Origin of the sequence: Sphingomonas paeninsulae (assembly GCF_003660165.1) — a bacterium.
Lineage (GTDB): Bacteria > Pseudomonadota > Alphaproteobacteria > Sphingomonadales > Sphingomonadaceae > Sphingomonas_O > Sphingomonas_O paeninsulae.
In genome coordinates this window covers 2,367,886-2,391,242 of sequence record NZ_CP032829.1, presented here as the reverse complement: position 1 = coordinate 2,391,242, position 23,357 = coordinate 2,367,886, and the positions used below count along the sequence as shown (strand labels likewise).

Here is a 23,357-nt window from a genome sequence, read left to right as displayed (position 1 = left end):
AAACGGCGGGCCGATTACCCTTGATCCAGAATACCGTCCACCTCCTGGGACGTCGTCGATTTTTGCCGTTGTTCGTTACTCAGGCACTGGGTGCGTTCAACGACAATCTTTTCAAAACGGCCATGGTCCTGTTCGTCGTTTACAATGTTTTCTCCGATCCAAAGCAGGAGGAACAGTTCAGCGCGCTGGCGACGGCGATCTTTATCATTCCGTTTTTCCTGTTGTCGGCGCTCGCAGGTCAGCTTGCCGATGCCAATGACAAGGCAAAGCTGATCCGCATCATTAAGTCCGCCGAAATCGGGATCATGCTGGTCGGCGCGACCGGCCTGTTCCTCGCCAATATCCCCGTGATGCTCGTCGCCCTATTTGCGATGGGAATCCATTCGACCTTCTTCGGGCCGATAAAATATGCCTTGATGCCGCAACATTTGCAGGCTGACGAAGTTCTCGGCGGCACCGGACTTGTCGAAGCAGGCACTTATGTCGCGGTGCTGGCGGGCACGATCGTCGCCGGATTGATCGGCGCACACACCGCCGCAGCGGGTGTCGTGATCGTCGCGATCCTTGGCTGGTTCGCAGGGCGCGAAGTCCCCCTGCCCCGCCGGTCGGAACACCCGACCCCATTGATTACAACATCTTTCGCGCCTCCTATCGGCTCGTATATGGCACGCTGCATATCCGCCGGCTGTTCCTTGCAATCGTTGCCATAAGCTTTTTCTGGGCGATCGGCGCTGTTCTGTTCATTCAGTTTCCGCCGTTGGTTAAAAACGTGCTGAATGCCGACAAAAGCGTGGCGAGCCTGTTTCTGGCAATATTCTCGGTCGGGATCGCAATCGGATCGATCGTCATCAATCGCCTGTTGAAAAGCGAAGTTTCCGCCCGTTATGCACCCGGCTCGGTGATCGTAATGGGGCTGTTCGTGCTCGCCTTTCATTTCGTCGCCAAAAACTGGGAAGAAGGGAGCAGCGCACCGATGCACTCGCTCATCGGTTTTGCCGAGCATCCCGGTGCACCAGCGCTGATCGCCTGCCTGCTCGGCATTGCCATTGCAGGCGGAATGTTCGTGGTTCCTCTCTATGCATTCCTGACGACGACCGTACCGAAAAGCGAAACAGCGCGGACCGTCGCCGCGAACAATCTCGTTAACTCAGGCGCGATGGTCATTGGGTCTGCGCTATCGGTCGGACTAAGCGCGCTTGGTGTTTCGGCGGTCGATCAATTTTTGCTTACCGCCGCAATGTGCGTGCTTTCGGCATGGTTAGCATGGAAGCTTCACCTTGCCTGCGACTGAAGCGGGTTAAGGCTGGCAACTGACACCGATCAGGACAGAAAGCCGTAAAAGGCCATAAAGCCCGCGATAAAAGTCATCACGAATAACTGCCAGTCGCTCATGGGAACCGGCACAGCCTTTGGCGGCCGATAAACCGGTAGCTTGGCGCGAAAAGGATGCCTCCTTGGCCGTTCGGTAATGGCTGAAGTATGGGACATGGACGAAGGTTAACGCTTTGCTAACCACAATTACCACAGACATTCGAGGCCAAGTTCATACTGTCCGAAGTCGGGACGATTGCAGGGCGCGCCTATCGCTGTATGACCCTTCAGGATGAAAATGGAGGACGCGATGCACCGGCAAACTACCCTGAAATGTCTAATCGCCGCTGGCCTGCTCACCGCCTGCTCGCAAAACTCCACAAGCGAGGCCAATGTCTCGAGCGACACACCTGCAGCAAATGCAGTGGACACGCTGAGCGGTGCGAAATTTGCCGATTTCAAGGGCGATCCCGGCGCTGGCGCAGCGTCCTTCGCCCAGTGCAAAGCCTGTCATGTCATAGACGCCGGGGTAAATCGGATGGGACCGTCGCTCCACGCCGTCGTTGGACGAAAGGCCGGGAGCGTCGAAGGATTTCGTTATTCGCCGGCAAACAAGGCGAGCGGTATCGTGTGGAGCGAAGCAAAGCTGTTCGAATTTCTTGAATCGCCGCGTCGTGTCATCCCCGGAACCACAATGGGTTTCGCAGGCATTAGCGATCCACAAAAACGCGCAGACATTATCGCTTATCTGAAAGCAAATTGATTAGAAGCTGGCACAGCGCGTCGGCGCTCTTTCCGGCGCCCTCACTTCGGAGCAGCCTGACATGACGCCTCGCGAACTGCTTGGAAGCGCCAAAGTCCCCGGCGGAGGAGAGGAGTTGCGCCTATTCCGACGCGGCCGCGATTACATGATCGTTCTCGACCGCAATGAATTGATGAGCAGCCGGATGAGTGGGTCCGAAGAAGCGCTGGCCGTCATGACGTGTGAACGGCTCGGAGCGCGCAAGAAATTACGGCTGCTGATCGGTGGCTATGGCATGGGCTTCACGCTGCGCGCTGCACTGGCGGTGCTGGATGCCGACGCACAGATCACGATGGCCGAGCTGGTTCCAGAGATCATCGACTGGGCGCGGGGGCCGATGGCTGAAATGATGGCAGGTTGCCTCGACGATCCAAGGGTGGAAATCGTTTTCGATGATGTCGCAGCAGTAATCGCTGCCGAACCGGCGGCTTATGACGCAATCCTACTCGACGTCGACAACGGCCCCGATGGTCTGACCCGCAACGAAAACGACCGGCTTTATTCAATGGCCGGACTGGCGGCATCGAAACGCGCGCTGAAAGCCGACGGTGTGCTGGCGATTTGGTCGGCAGCGTCCGACGCAGCATTTTCACGACGGCTTGGTCAATCAGGATTCAAAACTGACGAGGTTATCGTGCGAGCGCGGAGCAATGGTGCTGGACCACGACACGTTATCTGGTTTGCCAGCAAAAACTAAGCTTCAGGATCATTATCCGCACGAAATCGGCACCGTAGAATGTGTCCCGATTTGGGATGAACCCAAAATCTGGTTAGCGAGCGGCAACCATTGTTAACCACGGCGCGTAACTCCACGCGCGCGTCGAACATCCCGTAAGGCGTTCGTTTCATTGGAGTAACGACATGAAAATGAGAAACATTGCCTTGGCTGGTGTGGCTATGGCGGCAACGGCGGCGGCCTTACCCGCTGCTGCCGTCCCGCTGTCATTCACGCTGACAGGTTCGAGAGATGCGTCGTTTGTTCTCGATTCCAACCCCACCCCGACGTCGTTCAGTTCGGTCATCCTCGGTGGAAATGATTTCGGCGATCAGATCAGCTTCGCCAATGTCGCCGGAACCTTCGGCGGCACTCCCGGCGTTGCATCGATTAGTTTTGGCACCGGGATTGTTGCCACGCTTAACGTGAACAGCGCCACGCTTGGCTTTACTCAGTTGGTTGGTCCGAACCTGTTTTCAGGAACTCCGGAAAACCCTGTTTTCTCGACCGGCACGTTCAATCTTTCCGGCCTTGTTTCCGGTAACAGCGTTCTGACGATTTCATCGCTGGTCAGCGCCGCACCGGAACCCGGCATCTGGGCAATGATGATCCTCGGTTTCGGCATGGCGGGTGCCGGATTGCGCTATCGTCGTCGGACGACAAGCGTTTCCTACGCCTGATCTCTCAAACCGGGCGCACAATGAATGGCCGCCAGCTTCAATGCTGGTGGCTATTTTTAGTCGGCAACATACACGATCATTTTCATGTTTTCGGCCTTTATCGCTGCAACTTACAAAGGACAGACGGGTTCTGATGTCATGGACCTGTCACCACGGATCATCTTAGGCGCGGCCTGCAAGTGACGTGCATTGCCCATCTTTCCGACATTCATTTTGGCGCGCATGACGACAAGATCGTAGCGGCGACCGAAGCGTGGCTGCAAAAGCATCGGCCCGATCTTGTGATTATCAGCGGCGACTTCACGCAGCGTGCACGAGTCACCGAATTTCGGGCGGCATCCGCCTATCTCAATCGGCTGAAGGCGGCGGGGCTGAAGGTGCTGGCGATACCCGGCAACCACGATATCCCGCTTTATGACGTGGTCAGCCGTTTCGTGGCCCCGCTCGACCGGTATAAAAAATATATCGACAATGATCTGTGCCCCTGGTTTGAGAACGATCGTGTTGCCGTTCTGGGGATCAATACCGCCCGTTCACTGACCATCCGCGACGGCCGGATAAACCACGACCAGATTGCAATGATACATGAGCGCTTCGGCGCGGTGTCGGCAAACAAGATGCGAATTCTCGTTACGCATCATCCGTTGTTTTCCATGCCAATTGGCAAAGGCGGCGAGTTGAGCGAGGCGGTCGGACGGCATGAAGACGCAGTGAAGGGAGCCAGCGAAGCGGGTGTACACGTTGCCCTGGCCGGGCATTTTCACCAGACTTATGCCGAAGCGCCCGGAAAAATGGTCGAAAAGACTGGTCCCATCCTCGTGGTTCAGGCGGGAACGGCCACATCGGTTCGGCTTCGGAACGACGAACCGCAGAGTTTCAACTGCCTGCAAATCGACCGCCCGAATGAGCTGACACTGAAAGTCGTTCCATGGGACGGAGCAAGCTTCGTCGATGGTAACGAAAGACGCTATCGGTTGGGCAGCGACGGTTAGCCGACAGTAAAACCGCCGGAAGTTCGATCTGTGGCTATCAAAGGTGTCCTTCAGGACTGATCCAGCTTAGCGGTTTGTCGCACCGGACACGGCCGGTCGTTGGTGAGTTGTATCAGCATGATAATAAAATCTGTGCCGCGCGAAGCTGTTTTGATCGTCAACGCCCATTCTCGAAGGGGCGAGGCGCTGTTCGAACAGGCAAAGGAAAAACTGCAAGCCGCCGGTGTAACCCTGCTCGCCGCCCATGCAGTTCATGATCCTGAAAAACTGACCGACGTCGTGCGTCAGGCCGTGCGTGACGGCGCGCCGATGGTCATCGTGGGCGGTGGAGACGGGTCGCTGTCGGGCACTGTCGATGATCTTGTCGGAAAGGACTGCGTATTTGCCGTCCTGCCTTTGGGCACCGCCAACAGCTTTGCCCGCACGCTTGGGCTGCCGCTGGATCTCGATGGAGCCATAAAGGCGATCGCGACAGGACAGCGTCGACGGATCGACCTCGGCCTGATCGACAACGACTATTTCGTCAACGCAGCCGCCCTTGGCCTATCACCGATGATCGGTGAGAGCGTTCCCCATAGTCTAAAAAAATATCTCGGCCGACTAGGTTATCTGATCTGGGCCGTGTGGTGTTTTCTCAGCTTCCGGCCTTTCCGCCTGATAATCGACGACGGCACGCAGGAATATCGGATGTGGGCAACCGAAGTCCGCATCTTCAATGGACGATTTCATGGGGGCGTCGAGCTTACTGAGAACACCGACGTCGATAGCGGCGACATCGTCATTCAGGCGGTCACAGGCCGCAACCGCGCCAGACTGGCGTTGGACTGGTACGCAAAGTTCTTCAAACTACGGTCGCGTGACGCCCACACACAGGACTTCCGAGGCAAATCGTTAAAGCTGGATACCCGGCCTCATCACCACATCTCGATCGACGGAGAATTACTGGCTCGCACACCCGTAACCGTGAGCATCGCTGCACGAGCTATCGATGTGGTGGTGCCCCTGAGAAATGCGCAATTAAATAGGCTTTCCCAATCATTTTTTCCAAGTGGCCGAAATGAAGCCGACGCTGGCAGTCAAAAGTGTGGCCCGGGCATCTGAGTCTTCAAGCTGGTGATCAAGTCCTTTAAAGATAATCAAATCGACTTTACCGCCAGCCGCCCTCAGCCGAGACGCCATGAATACCGACTCTGAATATTCAACGTTGGCATCCATTGTGCCGTGGATCAGCAATACTGGCACTTTGATCTTCTCAGCGTTTGGTGCCGGTGATCCAGCAATAATGTTAGCGCCCGATCCAATGAACTCCTGCAAAAGATTCTGGTCCGTCCAACCAGCCGCTTCACGTTTCAACATTGCTAAATCAGTGACTGGCGCAATTGCCACGACTGCTTTAAAAAGATCGGGCGCTATCACTGCAGACTGCAAGGCCGCATAACCGCCATATGACCAGCCGACGACTGCAAGCCGGGCAGGATCGGCAATACCCTGCTTGACCAGCCAGCGCCCCGCATCATTTACGTCGCCAATTGCGATCCGCCACGATTGAAACCCGTTCCGTTGAAACCAAGCGTCTCCATAACCCGATGATCCGCGAAACTCCGGTTGCAGCACAGCAAAACCCTGACTTGCAAAATACTGCGAAATAGTATCGCTCTTTCACGGCTGTTGGTCATGATGGCTGAAACGCTCGAGATCGCCCGCGTGCGCGTAACTAAGGCGCTCGACAACCTCCCGCCGCTTTGACAACCTTCCTGCATGTGCGGACGCTTCCGAGACACGCACCCTTGGGCAGAACTTCACGCCGCGTTGCGCGAATTTGTTGGGCCACTCTACCAACCTGGAGTCACGTGAACAGGTGCGACATAACGTAGAGAGCCGTTATTTTGTGCGGCGCTTGACCCGCTTTCTCACTCAGACGACGATGGCGGCATGAGACCGTTCGAACGCGCAGCACGCGCACTTTGCGCCCTTAAGGGTATCAATGAGGATTCAGAGCATGAAGGCGCGCCGATTTGGCAAACCTATGTGCCGAAGGTCGCCGCCATGATCACTGCGCTGCACGAGCCCAGCGACAACATGAAGGAAGCGGGCGGGGAGATTTTCCACGCCTATAACCCTGAGCATTCAGAGTTGGCACATCAAGATGACGCGGCTAGCGTTTGGCGGACGATGATCGATGCAATGCGTAAGGACGTGGGGTGAGCGATGGGCAAGCGGCCTAGCAATCCGAATGGGGCCGATTCACTCCGTCGCGCGGGTAAGGGATCAGAGGCGGGCATCGCGGCTTTGAAGGCAAGGGCGGACACCCATACAAGCCGGTTGCGGCCCGTCATCGCCCGACTGCGCGCGGAGGGTATCACGACGCTGCCCAAGCTTGCGGACGCATTGAACGCGCAGGGCATCCTTACGCCAAGCAACGCCCGTTGGCACCCTTCGTCCGTCCGAAACCTGTTGCTGCGCCTGACAACCTAGCGCAGCGAAGTCGATATGCATCGGGCGGCGGCGGGAGCGTGGGTCTAGCGCGCATTCAATCTATAATAGCGCAAAATAAAGAGTGTCGGGTAGGAGACCGACGGTTCAAGGCTGTCGATGACATTCGCGGTATTTCTTCCCCGAGCCACATGGACAGGGCTGGTTGCGATGCACTTGGGGTATCGGTCCATCTGACGCGATGGTTAAGCCCCTCATGCCCGTAACCTGCCCGCCCGGACCAATAAATACGTTTCCGGGCATTGTTTGCTCAGGTCTGATGACGTTACTAGACCTGCTCCTCTGAATCGGTCGAGATGGATCAGCGTAAATCCAAATATGATCAAGCTGCTTTCCAATTGTGACGCCACTACGTGGGTCATCAGACATGCGGCGAATTAACTTTTCGAACCTCCCAGCAACTGCAGACGCAGGCGCACGTTTCCTCAAGGCAGTCCGGACGTTTTCGATATAGCTGTGATCGAGAGCCGCGCCATTGCCAAATCCACCCATCCACGCCCCCGATTCTCCAGACGAGGGCGGTAAGATCGGGCTTCCTGCATTTTGGAAGATAGTCTCAAACTGACCGGTTTCGGACCGCGTATTTAAAATCTGAGCGGAAATGCCGCTTGGCGGATCGTTGCTGTGATTATACCCAACAACGGTAATCGTGAGCCGACGATTTGCCGGAGGCAAACGCTTCATGTCCAAATGTCGTGAACCTGTGGCTCAGTGAGCTAGCCACGCGTTCAATCAAAGGCATGGGCTGGTGTTCAGTTCGACCAATCTCGCACAACTTCGTCATCAAATAGTCGTGAGTCGGTGAACTCCCGATATGCGCAATTCCAGTGAAGCCAAGCATCAGCCTGAAGCCCGGTAAAACCAACGAGAAACTTTTCGCATATTCTTCAGCATGGATTTGCTGGTCAAAAGATGTCCGGCGATCAGAAACCTGCACGGCGTACTGATCGTTCATGCCAATGAGAATGATCGTCATGCGCCCCCATAGCGGCCCACGACCCAACAAATCATAACTTTTATTTGGCCCGCATCTGATCGATTAGCGCCCGCCCACGTCCGCCGCCAATCGATACCAGGCGCTTAGCTGATGAGGGAACGATTGTGGGAACCGGGCACGACCGTTTCTAATAAACGACGCAAACCGCCAGTTTCGACGGGTATATTGGTGGAGCCTAGCGGGATCGAACCGCTGACCTCTACACTGCCAGTGTAGCGCTCTCCCAGCTGAGCTAAGGCCCCATCAGGGACGCGCGGCATATGACAGGCCGCGCGTCTATGCAAGACAAGTCTGGTATTATTTAAACGTCGACTTCGCCTTTGCCGGTATCGACACCGAGATCGTCGTCACCGCCAAGATCAACTTCGTCATCAGGCGACTTCTCAGCATCCTCATCGACGTCGAGGTCCAGATCGCTGTCGCCAAGGTCCGAATCGTCCTTGGAGTCACCATCCTTCTTGATCGCGTCGAATGGCAAAGGCTGTTTCGATTTCAGAATCGATTCAGGCACCCATTCGTTAGCGCAGCTGATGCACGTAACCGGGTCTTCTTTGGTGAGATCGTAAAAGCGCGTGCCACACTTTGGGCAAGTGCGCTTCGTGCCCCATTCAGGCTTAACCATGGGCTTCGATTAGCTCCGGAAAAAATGATATTCGCGGGTGTTCCGCAAGACGGCGTCGCCCTTGCCATAGCGAAACCGCACTGTCAAAGCCACGGGCATGCCGACACCCCGTAGTTTTTCGCTGAGTGGCCCGCTGACCGGGGCAATCACGGTTCCCGGCGATAAATCGATATCGCATCGCGCACTGATGTTTTCTGCATTGGCCGTGGGCGAATCGGTGATCGAAGGATTGCTGGAGGGCGAGGATGTGCTGGCCACCGCCGCTGCGATGCGAGCGATGGGTGCGCATATCGAAAAGCGTGGCGAGCGCTGGCACGTTTATGGCGTCGGCGTCGGTGGCTTGCTCCAGCCCGAGACGGCGCTCGAGATGGGCAATTCCGGCACTTCGACGCGCTTGCTGATGGGATTGGTCGCCAGTCACCCGATCACCGTGACGTTCACCGGCGACGCCTCGCTCAGCAAGCGGCCGATGGGGCGCGTAATCGAACCTCTATCTACATTAGGAGCGGACATCACCGCGAGTCCGGGCGGGCGGCTGCCGCTGATGGTGCGGGGAATATGCCCTGCGGTTCCTATCGAATATCGACTGCCGGTTGCTTCAGCTCAGGTGAAGTCAGCGGTTTTGCTGGCAGGTCTCAACACGCCGGGAATAACGCGGGTGATCGAGCCAGTGCCGACGCGTAATCACAGCGAGCGAATGCTGATCGGCTTTGGGGCAGACCTGACTGTCGAGACGGACAGCGACGGCGTCCGCACTATTTCACTTAGGGGCGAGGCGGAGCTCAAACCGCAAAAGCTGACGGTACCGGGTGACCCGTCTTCCGCAGCGTTTTTCATCGTCGCGGCGTTGCTGGTGCCGGAATCGACAGTCGCGATTCGCAATGTCGGCATGAATTCGACGCGGAACGGGTTGGTTAGAGTATTGCGGGCGATGGGCGCGGACATCCTTTCGGAAAACCGGCGAAATGTCGGGGCGAGATCGTTGAGGATCTGATCGTCACGCATTCGTCATTGCGCGGGATCGAGGTTCCGCCCGAAGATGCGCCGAGCATGATTGACGAATATCCGATACTCTTTGTGGCCGCCGCACTGGCGAACGGACGAACGATAATGCGCGGGTTAGAAGAGTTGCGCGTCAAAGAATCGGATCGGATTACTGTTATGGCTCAGGCGCTTACGGCGATTGGCGCTCGGGTTGAAGAGCTTCCCGATGGCCTGATCATCGACGGCACAGGTGGCGAAATGCTGAACGGAGACGCGACGGTTGCGGCGCGACTCGATCATCGGATCGCGATGAGCATGGCCGTCGCAGGGCTGGTGTCGATCAGGCCCGTCACTATCGACGATATCGAACCGGTCGCGACAAGCTTTCCGGGCTTTGAAACAATGCTTGCCGGATTGGCGGCGTCATGAAACTCGACGGCGCAGACATCATCGGCGTCTGTGGCAGCCTGATTTTCATTGTCGCCTTCATGTATGCGAATGCGGCAAAGAACATGGACAAGGTTTTGTTCAACGCGCTCAATCTGACGGGCGCGGCCCTGTTGCTATATTCGCTTTGGGTGCACCCCAATTTCGCTGCGGCGTTTCTCGAAATATCGTGGGCGTGCATTGCGCTGGTCGGCTTAATCAATGCCATCCGCGTTCGGCGTAAAACATGATTATCGCAGTCGATGGACCAGCGGCTTCGGGCAAAGGCACAATCGGGCGCGCGCTTGCAGAGCATTATGGCTTGCCGCACCTTGACACCGGCTTGCTTTATCGGGCGGTCGGCATTGCGGTGCTGCGGCATGGCGGAAACCCTGAAAATCACGCCGATGCCGTAAAGGCCTGCGATTTCAGCACGGCGATGCTTGATGACCCTGAGATCCGCAGCGAAGCCGCCTCTCGAGCCGCCTCCGCAGTATCTGCCCATAAAGACGTCCGCGCAGCCCTGCTCGAACGCCAGCGCGCCTTTGCCCGCCAACCCGGCGGCGCGGTGCTTGATGGACGCGATATCGGGACTGTCATCGCCCCCGAAGCCGACGCCAAGCTGTTCGTCACCGCCTCCCCCGCCGTTCGCGCTGAACGACGTTTTGCCGAGCTTACCAAACGCGGCGTCCATGTGATGCTGGATCATGTTCTTCACGACATCGAAGCACGCGACGCGCGCGATTCGGGACGGTCTGTCGCTCCCCTGATACAGGCACCCGACGCCGACTTGCTCGACACGACGAATCTGACTATAGGCGACGCCGTTCGTCAGGCGATTTCCCTGGTGGAAGCTCAGGTCAAACCTTAGCGCGCGTACCCCGGTTATCCCCGGCCCTCGCACTATTCATTGCCCCCGCTCCCACCAACATCGCCAAAGCGGATGCGGCATAAGGCGTTCGGCCTGTGCGGCACCTCTGGTCAAAGACCGCCGGATCCAACCGGCTGGCCGGAAATTACTACCTTAGGAATACCACATTTATGGCCACTATGGCACATCCTACCCGCGACGATTTCGCGGCCCTTCTTGAAGAAACACTCGGTGCCGATGGCGGCTTCGAAGGTAAAGTGGTCAAGGGCACCGTTACCGGAATTGAAAATGACATGGCCGTCATCGACGTCGGATTGAAGTCCGAAGGCCGCGTCCGGTTGAGCGAATTTGCCGCTCCCGGTCAAAAAGCAGAATTGAATGTCGGCGATATCGTCGAAGTCTATGTCGACCGCGTCGAGAACATGTACGGCGAAGCGATGCTGTCACGTGACCGTGCCCGTCGTGAAGCGGCATGGGACACGCTGGAACAGGAATTCACCAAGTCGGCTCGCGTCGAGGGTGTTATCTTCGGTCGCGTCAAGGGCGGCTTCACTGTCGACCTGAGCGGTGCCGTCGCCTTCCTGCCCGGCAGCCAGGTCGACATCCGCCCGGTGCGCGATGTCACCCCGCTGATGGACATTCCACAGCCTTTCCAGATCCTGAAAATGGATCGCAAGCGCGGCAACATCGTCGTTTCGCGTCGTGCCATCCTCGAAGAAACCCGTGCCGAAGCCCGCACCGGTCTCATCTCGACGTTGGCCGAGGGCCAGATCATCGACGGCGTCGTCAAGAACATCACCGATTACGGTGCGTTCGTTGACCTTGGCGGCATCGACGGCCTGCTTCACGTGACCGACATGAGCTACAAGCGCGTCCAGCATCCTTCGGAAATGATCAACATCGGTGACACGGTGAAAGTCCAGATCGTTCGGATCAACAAGGACACGCAGCGTATCTCGCTCGGCATGAAGCAGCTCGAGAGCGATCCATGGGAAGGTGCAGAAGCCAAGTATCCGATCGGCGCCAAGCTGACCGGACGCGTGACGAACATCACCGAATATGGCGCATTCGTCGAACTGGAAGCTGGCATCGAAGGCCTCGTCCATGTTTCGGAAATGAGCTGGACCAAGAAGAACGTCCATCCCGGCAAGATCGTATCAACCTCACAGGAAGTCGATGTTGTCGTCCTCGAAGTCGACAGCGAAAAGCGTCGCGTTTCGCTTGGCCTCAAGCAGGCGATCTCGAACCCTTGGGAAGCATTCGCTGCCGACCATCCAGTTGGTTCGACCGTCGAAGGCGAAGTCAAGAATGCCACCGAATTCGGCCTGTTCATCGGCCTGGATGGCGACGTCGACGGCATGGTCCACATGTCCGACATCGCATGGGGCATTTCGGGCGAAGACGCGCTCAACCTGCATCGCAAGGGTGAGACGGTTTCGGCCATCGTGCTCGACATTGATGCTGAAAAGGAGCGTATCTCGCTCGGCATGAAGCAGCTCGAAAAGGGCGCTCCTGCTGTTGGCAGCACCGCTGCTGCTTCGGGTCTGGCCAAGAATGCGGTCATCACCGTGACTGTCCTCGAAGTTCGCGATGGCGGACTCGAAGTGCAGGCCGGCGACGATGGCGTCACTGGCTTCATCAAGCGTACCGACCTTGGTCGCGATCGCGACGAGCAGCGTCCAGAGCGTTTCCAGGCCGGCCAGAAGTTCGATGCGATGATCATCGGGTTCGACCGTTCGAAAAAGCCAAACTTCTCGGTCAAAGCCATGCAGATGGCTGAAGAGAAGCAGGCTGTTGCGCAGTACGGTTCATCCGATTCGGGTGCATCGCTGGGCGACATCCTTGGCGAAGCTTTGAAGGCTCGCGAAGACAAGAAGTAAGACTATCAATCCCGGACGTTGATTTCGTAGGCGAAATTAACGTCCGGGAACTGGTTGAGAAAACGGTTTCCCGATGCTATTGATGTAAATCAAGTCGCCACTTTCGGCGATGCATGGAGATAGTGTCGTGATCCGTTCTGAACTCGTTGAACTGTTGACGACAGAGCATCCCGACCTCGCCGCGCGCGATGTCGAGAAGATTGTCTCATGTTTTTTCGATGAGATTTCCGCGCAGCTTGCCAAAGGCGGCCGTGTCGAACTCCGCGGCTTCGGAGCCTTCTCCAGTCGCGCACGCACCGAACGTGTCGGTCGCAATCCACGAACGGGCGATGCGGTCGATATCGCCGCCAAGAGCGTACCATATTTCAAACCCGGTAAAGAAATGCGCGCACGTTTGAACGTCTGAGTATTTTATTCGGTCGCTTTCGTTCTTCTGACGCTTTCCATCGGCCGACATTAGGCTGGCGATATCGTTCGCCAATCTGTCGCCGCTGCTCCCTATAGCAAATACATTTCAAACAGGGCTTGACGCGGGGCTAGTCCGCCCCTTTTGTCCGCCCACGCGGGCAGCTATTTTCCCGCCTGTGCGGACGTGGCGAAATCGGTAGACGCAGCAGACTTAAAATCTGCTTTCCTTATGGAAGTGCGGGTTCAAGTCCCGCCGTCCGCACCAGTTACAGTTTTACGGAAATACGAAAAAATAAACCAACTAATATCAACAGCTTAAAAACCTCCAAAAGCAGTGCCGCTGACCATTGACGGTATTTTATGACGGTATCGATCAGATAAGACATCTCGATACCGTCACCGGAGGAAATTACCCTATCCGGTCAAGCAATTTGAATCGTTAGATAATTTTTCGTGCCAACGATTTGAGTGGAGTTTGGGTTCGTGTCCCAAGCTGCGCACCACTCATATTAAGTGGACAAATTTGGTTGTTTTGCCTGTTGCGGCACTCATCATTTGAAGCGAATTACTAAAAGGACAGGCCGCACCAAAGACCGTCATTTTACCAAGGTATTGCGACCGTCACGAAATGCTCTCGACATTCCTTTAAGGCCATGCATGGTACACCACACATTAGGGGGGCTAAATGTCGAAGAAATACACAATTCAATATCGACACTTAAAGACAGAAGATCTTTGGGAAGGATTTGATCTCAAATCGATGATCGTCGATATCCTTCGCAGGAAACGTGAAGGCGTGGTTGTTGGGGAAAACGCCAAATTGCGTATTCTAGATCTCGATCAGGATCAAAGTTTTGTGATCCTAAATAAACTATCGAATCCTGATTCTTGGGATGGACCTGTCTTTGCAGGACAAGTGATTCATCTCCAAGAGGGCTCTGATGTCCAAGCGGTGATGCAATCGCTCGAGGACGATACAGCAGAATTTGTTCTTCACAATCTAAATATCGGCGACAAAGCTCGAGTTCTCAAAGGCGCCCTGTACTTTGCGGTCATCGGCAATCACGTCGGAATGATCGAGGGACAGCAAGTACGAGGTAGAACGCTGGAGCGTTACCTGACGTCGCTATTACAGAACGCAGGGGAGCTTGATCAGGGAAAGGCTATAATTCTCAATAGTCGTTTTTTGACGGGAGATGGAAAAGAGCTTTCCGAGTCTTCGGAACTGACTGTTTCAGCCGTACCCAATCGTGGCAATGAGCCACACGACCCTACAGAACGAGCAAGCCGAATTGTCGAGCGAGAAGCAGCGCAGGAACGCGAAGAAGGCTCCACAGTCTTCGACGTACTCCGCACACTCGGCTGGGGTGTCGAAGCAATAAAAAGCCTTCGTGCCGAAGTGCCAAACGACGGGTGGATTGAAGGTTTCTTCCGCGTAGTAATCAAGGCAAAACACAAGAAAAAGCCGATTTCGCGTGCTACCATCAACGAGGCGCTTCGAAACATCGACCCGGCAGATATCGGTATGCGCGGCGATGGAAGTGAAAAGGGCGGAATCGTGAAACTGTCTACCCAACGAACCATCGCAAGTATCGGCTCGCTTCTTGATCCCGCAGATGCTATGGAACAGATTGTGAACGCGCTGAAAGAATGGGCAGTTAACGGGAAAATCGATTGCAACTTCGGAGGATAGAGAAGGCGCTTTTGACCGCCGGACTGGCCTGTGGAGCAGCGCTCTCGCCGGGGGTGATTTTAGGCGAGTCTGGGCGAATGCTGGTAACGTTTTTGGGTCTCGTATCTGCCAGCATTCTTCCGACTATTTCACTTTTGATCGGCAGCATGACTGCGAGTGGGCGTTCAGTCAGCGCCGTCGATGACCTCGAGCGTGAGATCGGGGCAGCTATGGACGCCCTCCTATTAATTTTTGGAAGTGTGGGTATCGCCGTGGTCGCTCTCGTAATGTTAGCAACGGCACCGCCACCATTTTTGTCCAAGATACCGCTTCTAACGGTCACAATTTTGCCGCGATTAGGCCAAGCCGTCGTAGTGGCCGTGATCGTATTAATAGCACTTAGAACTGGACAGATCCCTGCAGTGCTACGGCGCACTTTGGAGGTGCGTCACAAAATTGCCGTTGCCGAAGCGCGACGAGCAACGACGGATCGCGCACCGGTATCACTTGAAGTGAGAACTTCTTTTTCAAATCATCCCGACTTCGGGAAAATTACTAACCTCGAAGATAACGAGGGGCGAGAACCGCATTGATAGTTAATTCTCACTCAAAAATCAGTTTTGCATTCCCAGTTACGTAAAACGACACCTGACGGTATCGTTGACGGTATCGGAGACGAAACGAGATGCCAAAATTGGCAGTTTTTCAAAGTTTTTAGGGCAATCTTAAGTCCCGCCGTCCGCACCAAATTGATCTAGGCTTTTTTCGGCATCACGCGTTGCCCCGTCCGGCAAACTGTCAGCGGGCGTTGATCCGATCAGCCCGGCAATCTCAGCACGCTTTGAGTTACGGACGTCGGCTCGTTCTGATAGTCTTTCGTCATGATCGCCAAACGCACGATTCACGCCGCCCTCCTGATTGCCTGCCTGACGCTCAATGGATGTGGGCGGCGCGGGGCTGACGATGTGCTGGTTGCCAGCGTTATCGGCACCGCACCCCGCATCGCCGACCCCGATCGGACATTATTGACCGGTCCGGATGCCGAACTGATCCGTACCACCCGTCAGGGACTGGTCGCTTTCGATGCCAATGGTCAGGTTGAGCCAGCTCTGGCCGAAAGCTGGACCTTCACCAAAGATGGGCTGAGCGCCATCTTTCGTTTGCGGCGACTGCGCTGGGCCAACGGCGGAGAGGTGACCGGGAGCGAGGTCGCGGCCAGCCTGAACCGCGCGATCGCGCCCGGAAGTCACAATGCCCTGAAGCCGCTGCTGGCCGCCATTGATACTGTGGTCGGGATGACCGACCACGTCGTCGAAATCAGGCTGAAGGCTCCACGACCGAACCTGCTGGAACTGCTGGCACAACCCGAACTCGCGATCCGTAATCGCGGTTCAGGAACCGGACCGTGGGTGATGGCCGACAACGAACACGATGCGATTATCCTGCACTCGGTGAAGGATGACAACGATCCGGAAACCGACGTGGTAACACCGCCCCCGATCGCCAAGGTCGTAATGCGCGGCGAACGGGCCGGGATCGCGGTTGCCCGGTTCATGGCGCAGCGAGGCGGGTTCGTGACCGGTGGAACACTGGGAGACTGGCCGATCGCACAGGCAGCACAGCTTCGTTCCGGCATGATACGGTTCGATCCCGCAGAAGGGCTGTTTGGACTGGCGGTCGTGCCAGAGATCGCCATGATGCAGGATGCCGGTATGCGGGCGGCACTCTCGATGGCGATCGACCGAGACACGCTGGTGGCAGGTTTCGGCATTGCGCGCTGGCGGGCGATTGATCGGCTGTTGCCCGCGCAACTGGACAGTGCACAGCCCCCCGTTTCGCCGAGCTGGAGCGCGGCGGCGCTGACTGATCGGCAAGCAGAGGCTCGTCGCCGGATTACGGCGTGGGTTGCGACTCATGGCACGCCCGCACCTCTGCGCATTGCTCTGCCAAAGGGGCCGGGCATGAAAATACTGTTCGCTCGGATCACCGCGGACTGGCGCGCAGTCGGGCTCGACGCGGTTCGCGTTGACCATGATGCCTCCAATGCCGATTTGCGGCTGATCGACGAGGTTGCTCCTAATGCCAGCGCGAACTGGTACCTGACGCGGACGGGATGCGGGGCGGGGCTGCCATGTGCCGCGACGGCGGACGCGGCGCTGAAGGCATCGCGCATCGCTCCCGATCTTGTCCACCGGTCGATTGAGATCGCGACCGCGGACGCAGCGGCGGCCGAAGGCGCGGCATATATCCCGCTGGCATGGCCCGTGCGCTGGTCTCTGGTCGATTTTGCACTAACCGGCTTTCACGAAAACAGCTTTGCCGTCCATCCGCTCGCCGAACTCCGACTGCAGCGGAACTAACCATTACCTGTGTTGTTTGGTATCGGTGCGTTCTCTCCCCATATGTGTCGTCTGGAGACGAATATGGTCAATGCGAAAATGCCCGATTTTGAAACCCTGAGCCGCAAGATCGGCGTCGGTGGCAGCGACCCTGCCTCCGTCCGCAAACGGATCGAGGCGATGGAACGATTGCTGGAGGGGTTGTTCGTGGTTCCCGGCACCAAACAGCGGTTCGGGCTGGACTTCATCCTCGACCTCATCCCCGTCGGCGGCGACATCGTAGGAGCGGCTATGGGCGCGTACATGGTGTGGGAAGCCCGCAACCTGGGGATGCCAAAGAACGCTTACGTCCGAATGGCCGGCAACGTCGGCCTGAACGCCTTGTTAGGCGCAATCCCGTTTATCGGGGCGGTGCCGGACTTTTTCTTCCGATCGAATACGCGCAACCTGAAAATCATCAAGAAGCACCTCGACCGGCATCATCCCGGCACCGCAATCATCGATGGCTAATATTATCGCGCCGAGGATCCACGCCATATCCTGAGTGGAGTACCCGGACGGGCACCACCGCCCTGCGTGCATCGTTCATAACGAAAGCCGGTGTCGAGGCAGAGCCAGATTTCGTCGAGCCAGCCTTCCCTGGTGGTCGTTACGCGGACTGCCCCAACGTTTAGGCCACGGTTGGCACGCGCGAATGCGGTCGTAAACGAAGCGACTGTCAGCTTTCGCTGGCGGGAAAGCCGATCCATGTCGGGATAGCGAATGGCAGCGTAAAGCCGTGTCGACCGCCTAAAATAATCGTCCGGGCTGCCAGTCACACAACTGCCGTGCTTGGCGTATTCGTGCTGTAGCAACTGGGCGGAAGGCGTGGCGCACAGATTGGCGCGGATGGTTGTTTCCGACAGGATCGGAACGGCGCTGCAATATTGCGGCCATTCCTTGCCAGAACCATCGGGCCACAGACCATGTAGCGTGAAGCCGAAGCGGTTACCGCCCGCTCCAGCACCCCCGCACTGCATTGCCGAAGAGTCACGCGCGCCGCTTTCCTTGCAGAACTGCGGCGACCAGCTGAGCGCGAGCGTATAGCTGGCAATCGGCAGGACGCGACGTGGATTGCGGATGTCGGGCGTATCGGCGTGTGGACGCGGCACGTTTGCGGGCACGGCACAGCTGATCGCCTGCGCGTGAGCGAACGCCGGGAGGGCGATACTAAGCCAGCACGAAGTCCAGGCCGATATCCGCCGCAGGTGCACTTTGCGTGAGCCGTCCAACCGAAACATAGGTTACTCCTGTTTCCGCAATCGCGCGGATCGTGTCGAGTCGAACGCCGCCCGATGCTTCAGTGAGCACACGGCCAGCGATGAGTTTAACGGCCTCACGCAGCGTTGCGGGGTCCATATTGTCGAGCAGCAGGTGGGTTGCACCGGCTTCGAGCGCTTCAGCAATCTGATCGATGCGATCGACCTCCACGATCACACGCGAGATACCCACTGCGACGGCGCGCCGGGTGGCTTCTCCAACCGACCCGGCAACGGCAACGTGATTGTCCTTAATCATCGCGGCATCGTCCAGACGCATCCGGTGATTGGTTGCACCGCCCATGCGCGTCGCATATTTCTCCAGCACGCGCAGGCCGGGAATAGTTTTCCGAGTGTCCAGCAAGATGCACCCCGTTCCCGCGATCGCATCGACATAGGTGCGCGTCATAGTTGCGATACCCGACAGGTGTTGGATGGTGTTCAGCGCAGAGCGTTCGGCGGTCAGCAACGCGCGGGCGTTGCCCGATAATCGCATGAGTTCGGTGCCAGCGGAGACTTGCGTCCCCTCTCCCACCAATATCTCGATTTCGACGTCGGGATCGAGCGAGCGGAAGAATGCTTCGGCAAGCGGCAATCCCGCCACGGTAATCGCGTCGCGGCTGTCCATGACCCCTGAAAACCGCGCATCGACGGGTATGACGGCGGCAGCGGTGATGTCGCCATGATCGCCTAAATCCTCGGCCAGAACGGCAGCGACGAAAGCGTCAAGGTCGAAACGGTCCAGTTGCAGGGCTTTTGATTGCATGAGCGCGGCTTAGCGTGCGAACCGGGGAACTCGCAATCCCGCTAAGCGCTGTATTATCATGCTGGCACTGCAACGATCGAACGATACACACCTAAAGCCGCGCATTGTTGCCGCGATTGGTTCAGGGGCGATCACCGCGCTTCTTGGTTATGCGCTGCTAGCAGGCTTTGGGTATCGTCCGTCTGAACGCGCGGTGCGAGAACTCAACGTCTTCAATATCATGCCGGAAACGCCTGTTGCGCCGAGAAAAAAACCACCTCCGCCCAAGCATTCGCACAAGAACGGCGCGTCGGGTGCACCCGCACTGCGCGCCACCCCGACCGAGATCGTTGCGCCGCCCCCTGTGTTGCGCGTCATACCGCCGCCGATTGCGGTAGCCAAAACGCCCGGTGTCGGAGCAGCAAGCTCACAGGGAGCATCCTCCATCGCAGGATCAGGCACTGGCGGCGGGGGCAATGGAAATGGCGACGGCAACGGCGACGGTGGCGACACCCCTCCCGAACATCGCAGCGGACGTATCAAGGATTCGGATTTTCCGCGCGACGCCGTTGAAGCAGGCGTGGGAGGCACGGTTTCCGTTGAATATACCGTTACGACAAAAGGCCGCGTGACCAGTTGCTCGGTCACACATTCATCGGGAAGTCTGGAACTGGATCGAACGACCTGCCGATTGATCGAAGAGCGTTTCCGCTATTCCCCGTCACGCGACGCGCGCGGCCATCCGGTTGAGTCTACTATTGTGGAGAATCATAGCTGGGCCGTTCGAAGAGACGAACAACCCAGCAATGGAGACAGATAAATTAACGGCAGCGCTTCTTTGCAGTCATCGTGCGGTCGATTGCACGTCCACCGAGAGCACCAGCACCGGCGCCAGCAATCGTACCCAGCAAGCCGCCGCCGACTGCGTTGCCCAAAACCGCACCGCCGACGCCACCAGCGACAAGGCCGGTCGTGCCACTCGAATGACGGCAGCGCTTGGTGCGCTTGTAATAGCGGCCATCACGACCGCGATAAGTCTTGGAACTTGCTTCTGCGACGTTTGCGCCGGGGCCAATTGGCATAACAACCGCGGCAGGCACCGATACGGCGAGAGCGGCGAGTGTGAGAATGATTTTGCGCATATTAAATCCCTGAGCCAACATATGACGGTGACGGAACGTCCGGAACAACCCGAAAGTTGCATCCGGCGGACATTCTCAGCTTATCGCTTCCCCAATCTTCCGCAATGGGTGATCGTCGTCAAGTATACGCTCGGGATGCTATGGCCGCCCGAGATCACCTTGCCCCACCGTCCCGCCAGCCATGTCCAGCATCCGATCCAGCGACTTTTTGGCGCGCAGCCGTAACCCTTCTTCCATCTCGATGCGTGGTTCCAGATCGCGGAGCGCGATGTAGAGTTTCTCCATCGTGTTGAGCGCCATATAAGGACAGATATTGCAGTTGCAGTTCCCGTCAGCTCCCGGCGCACCGATGAAGTGCTTATGCGGCAGCGCCAGTTCCATCTGGTGCATGATATGCGGCTCGGTCGCGACGATCAGCGTGTCGCCGGGCATGGACTTGGCGTAATCCAATATACCACTGGTCGATCCCACATAGTCCGCATGTTCGACAATATGCGCCGGACATTCCGGGTGAGCGGCGATCGGCGCAGCGGGGTGTTGGGCCTTCAATTTCAGCAATTCGGTTTCGCTGAATGCCTCATGCACGATACACACGCCGGGCCAGAGCAGCATTTCACGACCCGTTTTGCGCGCGAGATAGCCGCCCAAATGCTTGTCGGGGCCGAAGATGATCTTCTGATCCTTCGGTATCTGCGACAGGATTTTTTCGGCGGACGAACTGGTGACGATAATGTCCGACAGCCCTTTCACTTCAGCCGAGCAGTTGATGTACGTTAGCGCGATGTGATCGGGATGCGCCGCGCGAAAGGCAGCGAAGGCAGCGGGCGGGCAGGAATCCTCCAGACTGCAACCGGCGTCCATATCGGGCAAGACAACGATCTTGTCCGGCGACAGGATTTTCGCGGTTTCGGCCATGAAACGCACGCCGCAAAATGCAATGACGTCGGCATCGGTCGCCTGCGCCTTTCGGCTTAGGTCGAGGCTGTCGCCAACGAAATCGGCAAGATCCTGTAACTCTGGGCGCTGGTAATAGTGCGCCAGAATAACGGCGTTCTTCTCCTTGCGCAGACGATCGATCTCGGCACGAAGGTCGAGGCCAGCGAGAGTTCCGGTAATTGCGTTCATTGACGGTGCGATCCTGTGGTCAGGGGGTCGATTTAGTCGGTCGTGCGAGGTTCGGAAAGCCTCATCGTGCATCTTCCAGCACCCGAGCGAGCGATCGGCTTTCGTCCCAGCGCTGGTTGGAGCGATCGCCATCGGTCGGAAAGTGAACGACGATGTTAACATCGGCAATTCCCGCGGCGTTCAGGGGCGCACGGAGGAGCGCCGCAAGAGCAACGCGAGCATTGTCGCGGGCTTTGCCCAGATTTTCAGGGTTGGAAGCAGCAGCCTGCGCGACTTTGACGGCCTGAGTAGAGGAAATCCGGCTCATCGCATCGAACGCGGCCGAAGTGATGAACAGACCCCGGCGACGCACCATCATTTTCGATTCATCGACGTTTGCGGGAGCGACAGTTACCTCAGGCACACGGATCGACAGCGTACGGGACTTCGGGTTCCAGATGTAATTCTGAAGTGAAAGGCGCGACAGATCGACAAAATAATCGACCGAATACGGCGCCTTGATGACCTGATCCGAATTAAGCAGGCCAAAGCCGCGCACATCCGTCGCGGCGGCCTGAACCGTCCCGGACAATGTGCCCACTTTCAGCGAACTACCCTTTGCAAATGTCGCAGTGACTACTTTGGACAGGACAAGCGTGTCGTCGCGCTCAACAGTATAACGCTCGACATATTTTTCGTAACCGACGTATCCGCCAAAGGCCAAAACAGCGAGGATAACAATGAAAACCAGAGGCTTAGGCAATGGCTTCTACTCGCCATGCGACGCCATCACGCACTGCCTTGCCCCGGTTTTCAAGATCGATCAGGTGCGCAAGCACCGACCTTCCCGCTGCCGGATACAACTGCTTGTCGATCCCCGAATACATACGCGGGACCATGTCCTCGATCACGCCAACCCCGTCCCGGACGAGGCGAAGGATCTGGCCTTCCCGCTGCTTGCGATGCCCAGCAAGGCTGCGGGCAAAGCGCTGGGGGTTCGTAACTGGTTCGCCGTGTGCAGGGTAATAAATGGCGTCGGTTCGGGCGATGAGCTTGTCGAGGCTCGCCATATAATCGGCCATGTCGCCGTCTGGGGGCGACACGACGGTGGTAGACCATCCCATAATGTGATCGCCGGTGAACAGCGCACCTTCTTCGATCAGGGCATAGCAAAGATGATTGGAGGTATGGCCGGGCGTCGCAACCGCTTCGAGCGTCCAGCCAACGCCTGACAGCCGTTCACCATCGGACAGCACACGATCGGGGACATAGTTCGGATCGAAAGACGCATCGGCGCGGGGGCCGCTGTCCTCCAGCATCAATGGGGCGCACCCGATGATCGGAGCCCCCGACGCTTCAGCCAGCGGCTTGGCACCGGGGCTGTGGTCCCGATGAGTATGCGTACAGACGATCGCCGTTATCCGCTGCCCTGCGGTCGCCGCCAGAATACCCGCGATATGGTCTGGATCTGCCGGGCCGGGATCGATGATCGCCACGTCGCCGGTACCGACGACGTAAGTCTGAGTACCCGTGTACGTAAATGGCGATGGATTCGCCGCAAGAACGCGACGGACCAAAGTGCTAAGGGTTTGTGCGATGTCGGTGGCCTGAATTTCCATGAACATCATGTGGCGACTGCGGCGCAGGTTCGCAATCCTTGACGTTTACCCCTCGAATGTGTCGGATTTCTTGACACATCGCACCAAGGTTAATTTCTGTTAGCTATCGTATGGGGCGGGCTTGCGTGCTTTCTTAAAACTGGCACGGACGCTGCATATAGGTTTGTGTCCCTATAGGTGGTGTCCCCCACCGAAATGAGTGACGGGTCGGTTTCGCTACACTAGTCTCGCGAACCGGCCCGTCCTCACCCGGACCT

Annotated in this window: 26 protein-coding genes, 2 tRNA genes and 2 pseudogenes; 19 read left to right on the top strand and 11 right to left on the bottom strand. The window is 57.3% G+C overall.

The window, feature by feature from the left end; genetic code table 11:
• Nucleotides 1-23: 23 nt before the first annotated feature.
• From D3Y57_RS17225 to D3Y57_RS17200, 6 genes and pseudogenes are all read left to right on the top strand, one after another.
• A pseudogene (locus tag D3Y57_RS17225) lies at nt 24-1,291 on the top strand (MFS transporter).
• Nucleotides 1,292-1,621: 330 nt separating this feature from the next.
• Entirely contained in the window at nt 1,622-2,074 is a 453-nt protein-coding gene (locus D3Y57_RS17220) for a c-type cytochrome (protein ID WP_239025911.1), read from the top strand.
• A 61-nt stretch (nt 2,075-2,135) separates the two neighbouring features.
• Nucleotides 2,136-2,810: a spermine/spermidine synthase domain-containing protein gene (locus tag D3Y57_RS17215; protein WP_121154564.1), complete on the top strand. Its 675-nt coding sequence runs from the start codon at nt 2,136-2,138 to the stop codon at nt 2,808-2,810.
• Between the two features lie 164 nt (nt 2,811-2,974).
• Entirely contained in the window at nt 2,975-3,508 is a 534-nt protein-coding gene (locus D3Y57_RS17210; RefSeq protein ID WP_121154562.1) for a PEPxxWA-CTERM sorting domain-containing protein, read from the top strand.
• Nucleotides 3,509-3,687: 179 nt separating this feature from the next.
• Nucleotides 3,688-4,500 (top strand): metallophosphoesterase family protein, encoded by an 813-nt coding sequence (locus D3Y57_RS17205; protein ID WP_121154560.1) that lies wholly within the window; start codon nt 3,688-3,690, stop codon nt 4,498-4,500.
• 117 nt (nt 4,501-4,617) lie between these two features.
• Nucleotides 4,618-5,601 carry a diacylglycerol/lipid kinase family protein gene (locus D3Y57_RS17200; protein ID WP_121154558.1) on the top strand — a complete coding sequence of 328 codons (984 nt, stop codon included), beginning with the start codon at nt 4,618-4,620 and terminating at the stop codon, nt 5,599-5,601.
• Here the strand turns inward: D3Y57_RS17200 and D3Y57_RS17195 are convergent.
• Nucleotides 5,536-6,147 carry an alpha/beta fold hydrolase gene (locus tag D3Y57_RS17195; protein WP_121154556.1) on the bottom strand — a complete coding sequence of 204 codons (612 nt, stop codon included), beginning with the start codon at nt 6,145-6,147 and terminating at the stop codon, nt 5,536-5,538. The two genes, D3Y57_RS17200 and D3Y57_RS17195, sit on opposite strands and share 66 nt — an antisense overlap.
• Nucleotides 6,148-6,432: 285 nt before the next feature.
• Here D3Y57_RS17195 and D3Y57_RS17190 point away from each other — a divergent pair, with 285 nt between their 5' ends.
• Nucleotides 6,433-6,705 (top strand): hypothetical protein, encoded by a 273-nt coding sequence (locus D3Y57_RS17190; RefSeq protein ID WP_121154554.1) that lies wholly within the window; start codon nt 6,433-6,435, stop codon nt 6,703-6,705.
• A 3-nt stretch (nt 6,706-6,708) separates the two neighbouring features.
• Nucleotides 6,709-6,975, top strand: coding sequence for a recombinase-like helix-turn-helix domain-containing protein (locus D3Y57_RS17185; protein WP_121154552.1), 267 nt, complete (start codon nt 6,709-6,711; stop codon nt 6,973-6,975).
• A gap of 105 nt (nt 6,976-7,080) precedes the next feature.
• On the opposite strand, the gene D3Y57_RS21670 is transcribed toward D3Y57_RS17185, so the two are convergent.
• The 4 genes from D3Y57_RS21670 to D3Y57_RS17170 all read right to left on the bottom strand — a co-directional run bounded on the left by D3Y57_RS21670 (nt 7,081) and on the right by D3Y57_RS17170 (nt 8,612).
• Nucleotides 7,081-7,191 (bottom strand): SEC-C metal-binding domain-containing protein, encoded by a 111-nt coding sequence (locus D3Y57_RS21670; protein ID WP_430739049.1) that lies wholly within the window; start codon nt 7,189-7,191, stop codon nt 7,081-7,083.
• A gap of 430 nt (nt 7,192-7,621) precedes the next feature.
• The gene (locus D3Y57_RS20260; RefSeq protein WP_162987176.1) at nt 7,622-7,969 is read right to left on the bottom strand and encodes a hypothetical protein; all 348 of its coding nucleotides are present in this window, start codon (nt 7,967-7,969) and stop codon (nt 7,622-7,624) included.
• A gap of 187 nt (nt 7,970-8,156) precedes the next feature.
• Nucleotides 8,157-8,232: transfer RNA gene (locus D3Y57_RS17175), tRNA-Ala, on the bottom strand.
• Nucleotides 8,233-8,291: 59 nt separating this feature from the next.
• Complete coding sequence (locus D3Y57_RS17170; protein ID WP_121154548.1) at nt 8,292-8,612, bottom strand: FYDLN acid domain-containing protein; 321 nt, start codon at nt 8,610-8,612, stop codon at nt 8,292-8,294.
• A gap of 97 nt (nt 8,613-8,709) precedes the next feature.
• Here D3Y57_RS17170 and aroA point away from each other — a divergent pair.
• From aroA to D3Y57_RS17115, 10 genes and pseudogenes are all read left to right on the top strand, one after another.
• A pseudogene (gene aroA / locus D3Y57_RS17165) lies at nt 8,710-10,025 on the top strand (3-phosphoshikimate 1-carboxyvinyltransferase).
• Nucleotides 10,022-10,273: a CBU_0592 family membrane protein gene (locus tag D3Y57_RS17160; RefSeq protein WP_121154546.1), complete on the top strand. Its 252-nt coding sequence runs from the start codon at nt 10,022-10,024 to the stop codon at nt 10,271-10,273. Before aroA ends, D3Y57_RS17160 begins: the two are co-directional and overlap by 4 nt.
• The gene (gene cmk, locus D3Y57_RS17155; protein ID WP_121154544.1) at nt 10,270-10,893 is read left to right on the top strand and encodes a (d)CMP kinase; all 624 of its coding nucleotides are present in this window, start codon (nt 10,270-10,272) and stop codon (nt 10,891-10,893) included. The genes D3Y57_RS17160 and cmk overlap by 4 nt, the downstream gene beginning before the upstream one ends.
• A gap of 170 nt (nt 10,894-11,063) precedes the next feature.
• Nucleotides 11,064-12,773, top strand: coding sequence for a 30S ribosomal protein S1 (gene rpsA, locus D3Y57_RS17150; protein ID WP_121154542.1), 1,710 nt, complete (start codon nt 11,064-11,066; stop codon nt 12,771-12,773).
• Nucleotides 12,774-12,900: 127 nt separating this feature from the next.
• Nucleotides 12,901-13,179: an integration host factor subunit beta gene (locus D3Y57_RS17145; RefSeq protein WP_121156118.1), complete on the top strand. Its 279-nt coding sequence runs from the start codon at nt 12,901-12,903 to the stop codon at nt 13,177-13,179.
• A gap of 180 nt (nt 13,180-13,359) precedes the next feature.
• Nucleotides 13,360-13,446: transfer RNA gene (locus tag D3Y57_RS17140), tRNA-Leu, on the top strand.
• A 420-nt stretch (nt 13,447-13,866) separates the two neighbouring features.
• Entirely contained in the window at nt 13,867-14,874 is a 1,008-nt protein-coding gene (locus tag D3Y57_RS17135; RefSeq protein WP_121154540.1) for a hypothetical protein, read from the top strand.
• A gap of 77 nt (nt 14,875-14,951) precedes the next feature.
• Nucleotides 14,952-15,446 carry a hypothetical protein gene (locus tag D3Y57_RS17130; protein ID WP_121154538.1) on the top strand — a complete coding sequence of 165 codons (495 nt, stop codon included), beginning with the start codon at nt 14,952-14,954 and terminating at the stop codon, nt 15,444-15,446.
• A 288-nt stretch (nt 15,447-15,734) separates the two neighbouring features.
• The gene (locus D3Y57_RS17120) at nt 15,735-17,213 is read left to right on the top strand and encodes an ABC transporter substrate-binding protein (RefSeq protein ID WP_121154534.1); all 1,479 of its coding nucleotides are present in this window, start codon (nt 15,735-15,737) and stop codon (nt 17,211-17,213) included.
• A gap of 63 nt (nt 17,214-17,276) precedes the next feature.
• Nucleotides 17,277-17,702, top strand: coding sequence for a DUF4112 domain-containing protein (locus tag D3Y57_RS17115; RefSeq protein ID WP_239025910.1), 426 nt, complete (start codon nt 17,277-17,279; stop codon nt 17,700-17,702).
• Nucleotides 17,703-17,704: 2 nt separating this feature from the next.
• On the opposite strand, the gene D3Y57_RS17110 is transcribed toward D3Y57_RS17115, so the two are convergent.
• Entirely contained in the window at nt 17,705-18,355 is a 651-nt protein-coding gene (locus tag D3Y57_RS17110; protein WP_239025909.1) for a ribonuclease T2 family protein, read from the bottom strand.
• A gap of 46 nt (nt 18,356-18,401) precedes the next feature.
• Nucleotides 18,402-19,256: a carboxylating nicotinate-nucleotide diphosphorylase gene (nadC, locus tag D3Y57_RS17105; RefSeq protein WP_121154530.1), complete on the bottom strand. Its 855-nt coding sequence runs from the start codon at nt 19,254-19,256 to the stop codon at nt 18,402-18,404.
• Nucleotides 19,257-19,314: 58 nt separating this feature from the next.
• Between nadC and D3Y57_RS17100 the strand changes: the two genes are divergently transcribed.
• Nucleotides 19,315-20,055 carry an energy transducer TonB gene (locus tag D3Y57_RS17100; protein WP_121154528.1) on the top strand — a complete coding sequence of 247 codons (741 nt, stop codon included), beginning with the start codon at nt 19,315-19,317 and terminating at the stop codon, nt 20,053-20,055.
• A gap of 1 nt (nt 20,056) precedes the next feature.
• On the opposite strand, the gene D3Y57_RS17095 is transcribed toward D3Y57_RS17100, so the two are convergent.
• From D3Y57_RS17095 to D3Y57_RS17080, 4 genes are all read right to left on the bottom strand, one after another.
• Nucleotides 20,057-20,377, bottom strand: coding sequence for a hypothetical protein (locus D3Y57_RS17095; protein ID WP_121156114.1), 321 nt, complete (start codon nt 20,375-20,377; stop codon nt 20,057-20,059).
• 138 nt (nt 20,378-20,515) lie between these two features.
• Nucleotides 20,516-21,502: a quinolinate synthase NadA gene (gene nadA / locus D3Y57_RS17090; protein WP_121154526.1), complete on the bottom strand. Its 987-nt coding sequence runs from the start codon at nt 21,500-21,502 to the stop codon at nt 20,516-20,518.
• 61 nt (nt 21,503-21,563) lie between these two features.
• Nucleotides 21,564-22,244 carry a DUF4230 domain-containing protein gene (locus D3Y57_RS17085; protein WP_121154524.1) on the bottom strand — a complete coding sequence of 227 codons (681 nt, stop codon included), beginning with the start codon at nt 22,242-22,244 and terminating at the stop codon, nt 21,564-21,566.
• Nucleotides 22,237-23,109: an MBL fold metallo-hydrolase gene (locus D3Y57_RS17080; protein WP_239025908.1), complete on the bottom strand. Its 873-nt coding sequence runs from the start codon at nt 23,107-23,109 to the stop codon at nt 22,237-22,239. Before D3Y57_RS17080 ends, D3Y57_RS17085 begins: the two co-directional genes overlap by 8 nt.
• Between the last annotated feature and the right edge of the window lie 248 nt (nt 23,110-23,357).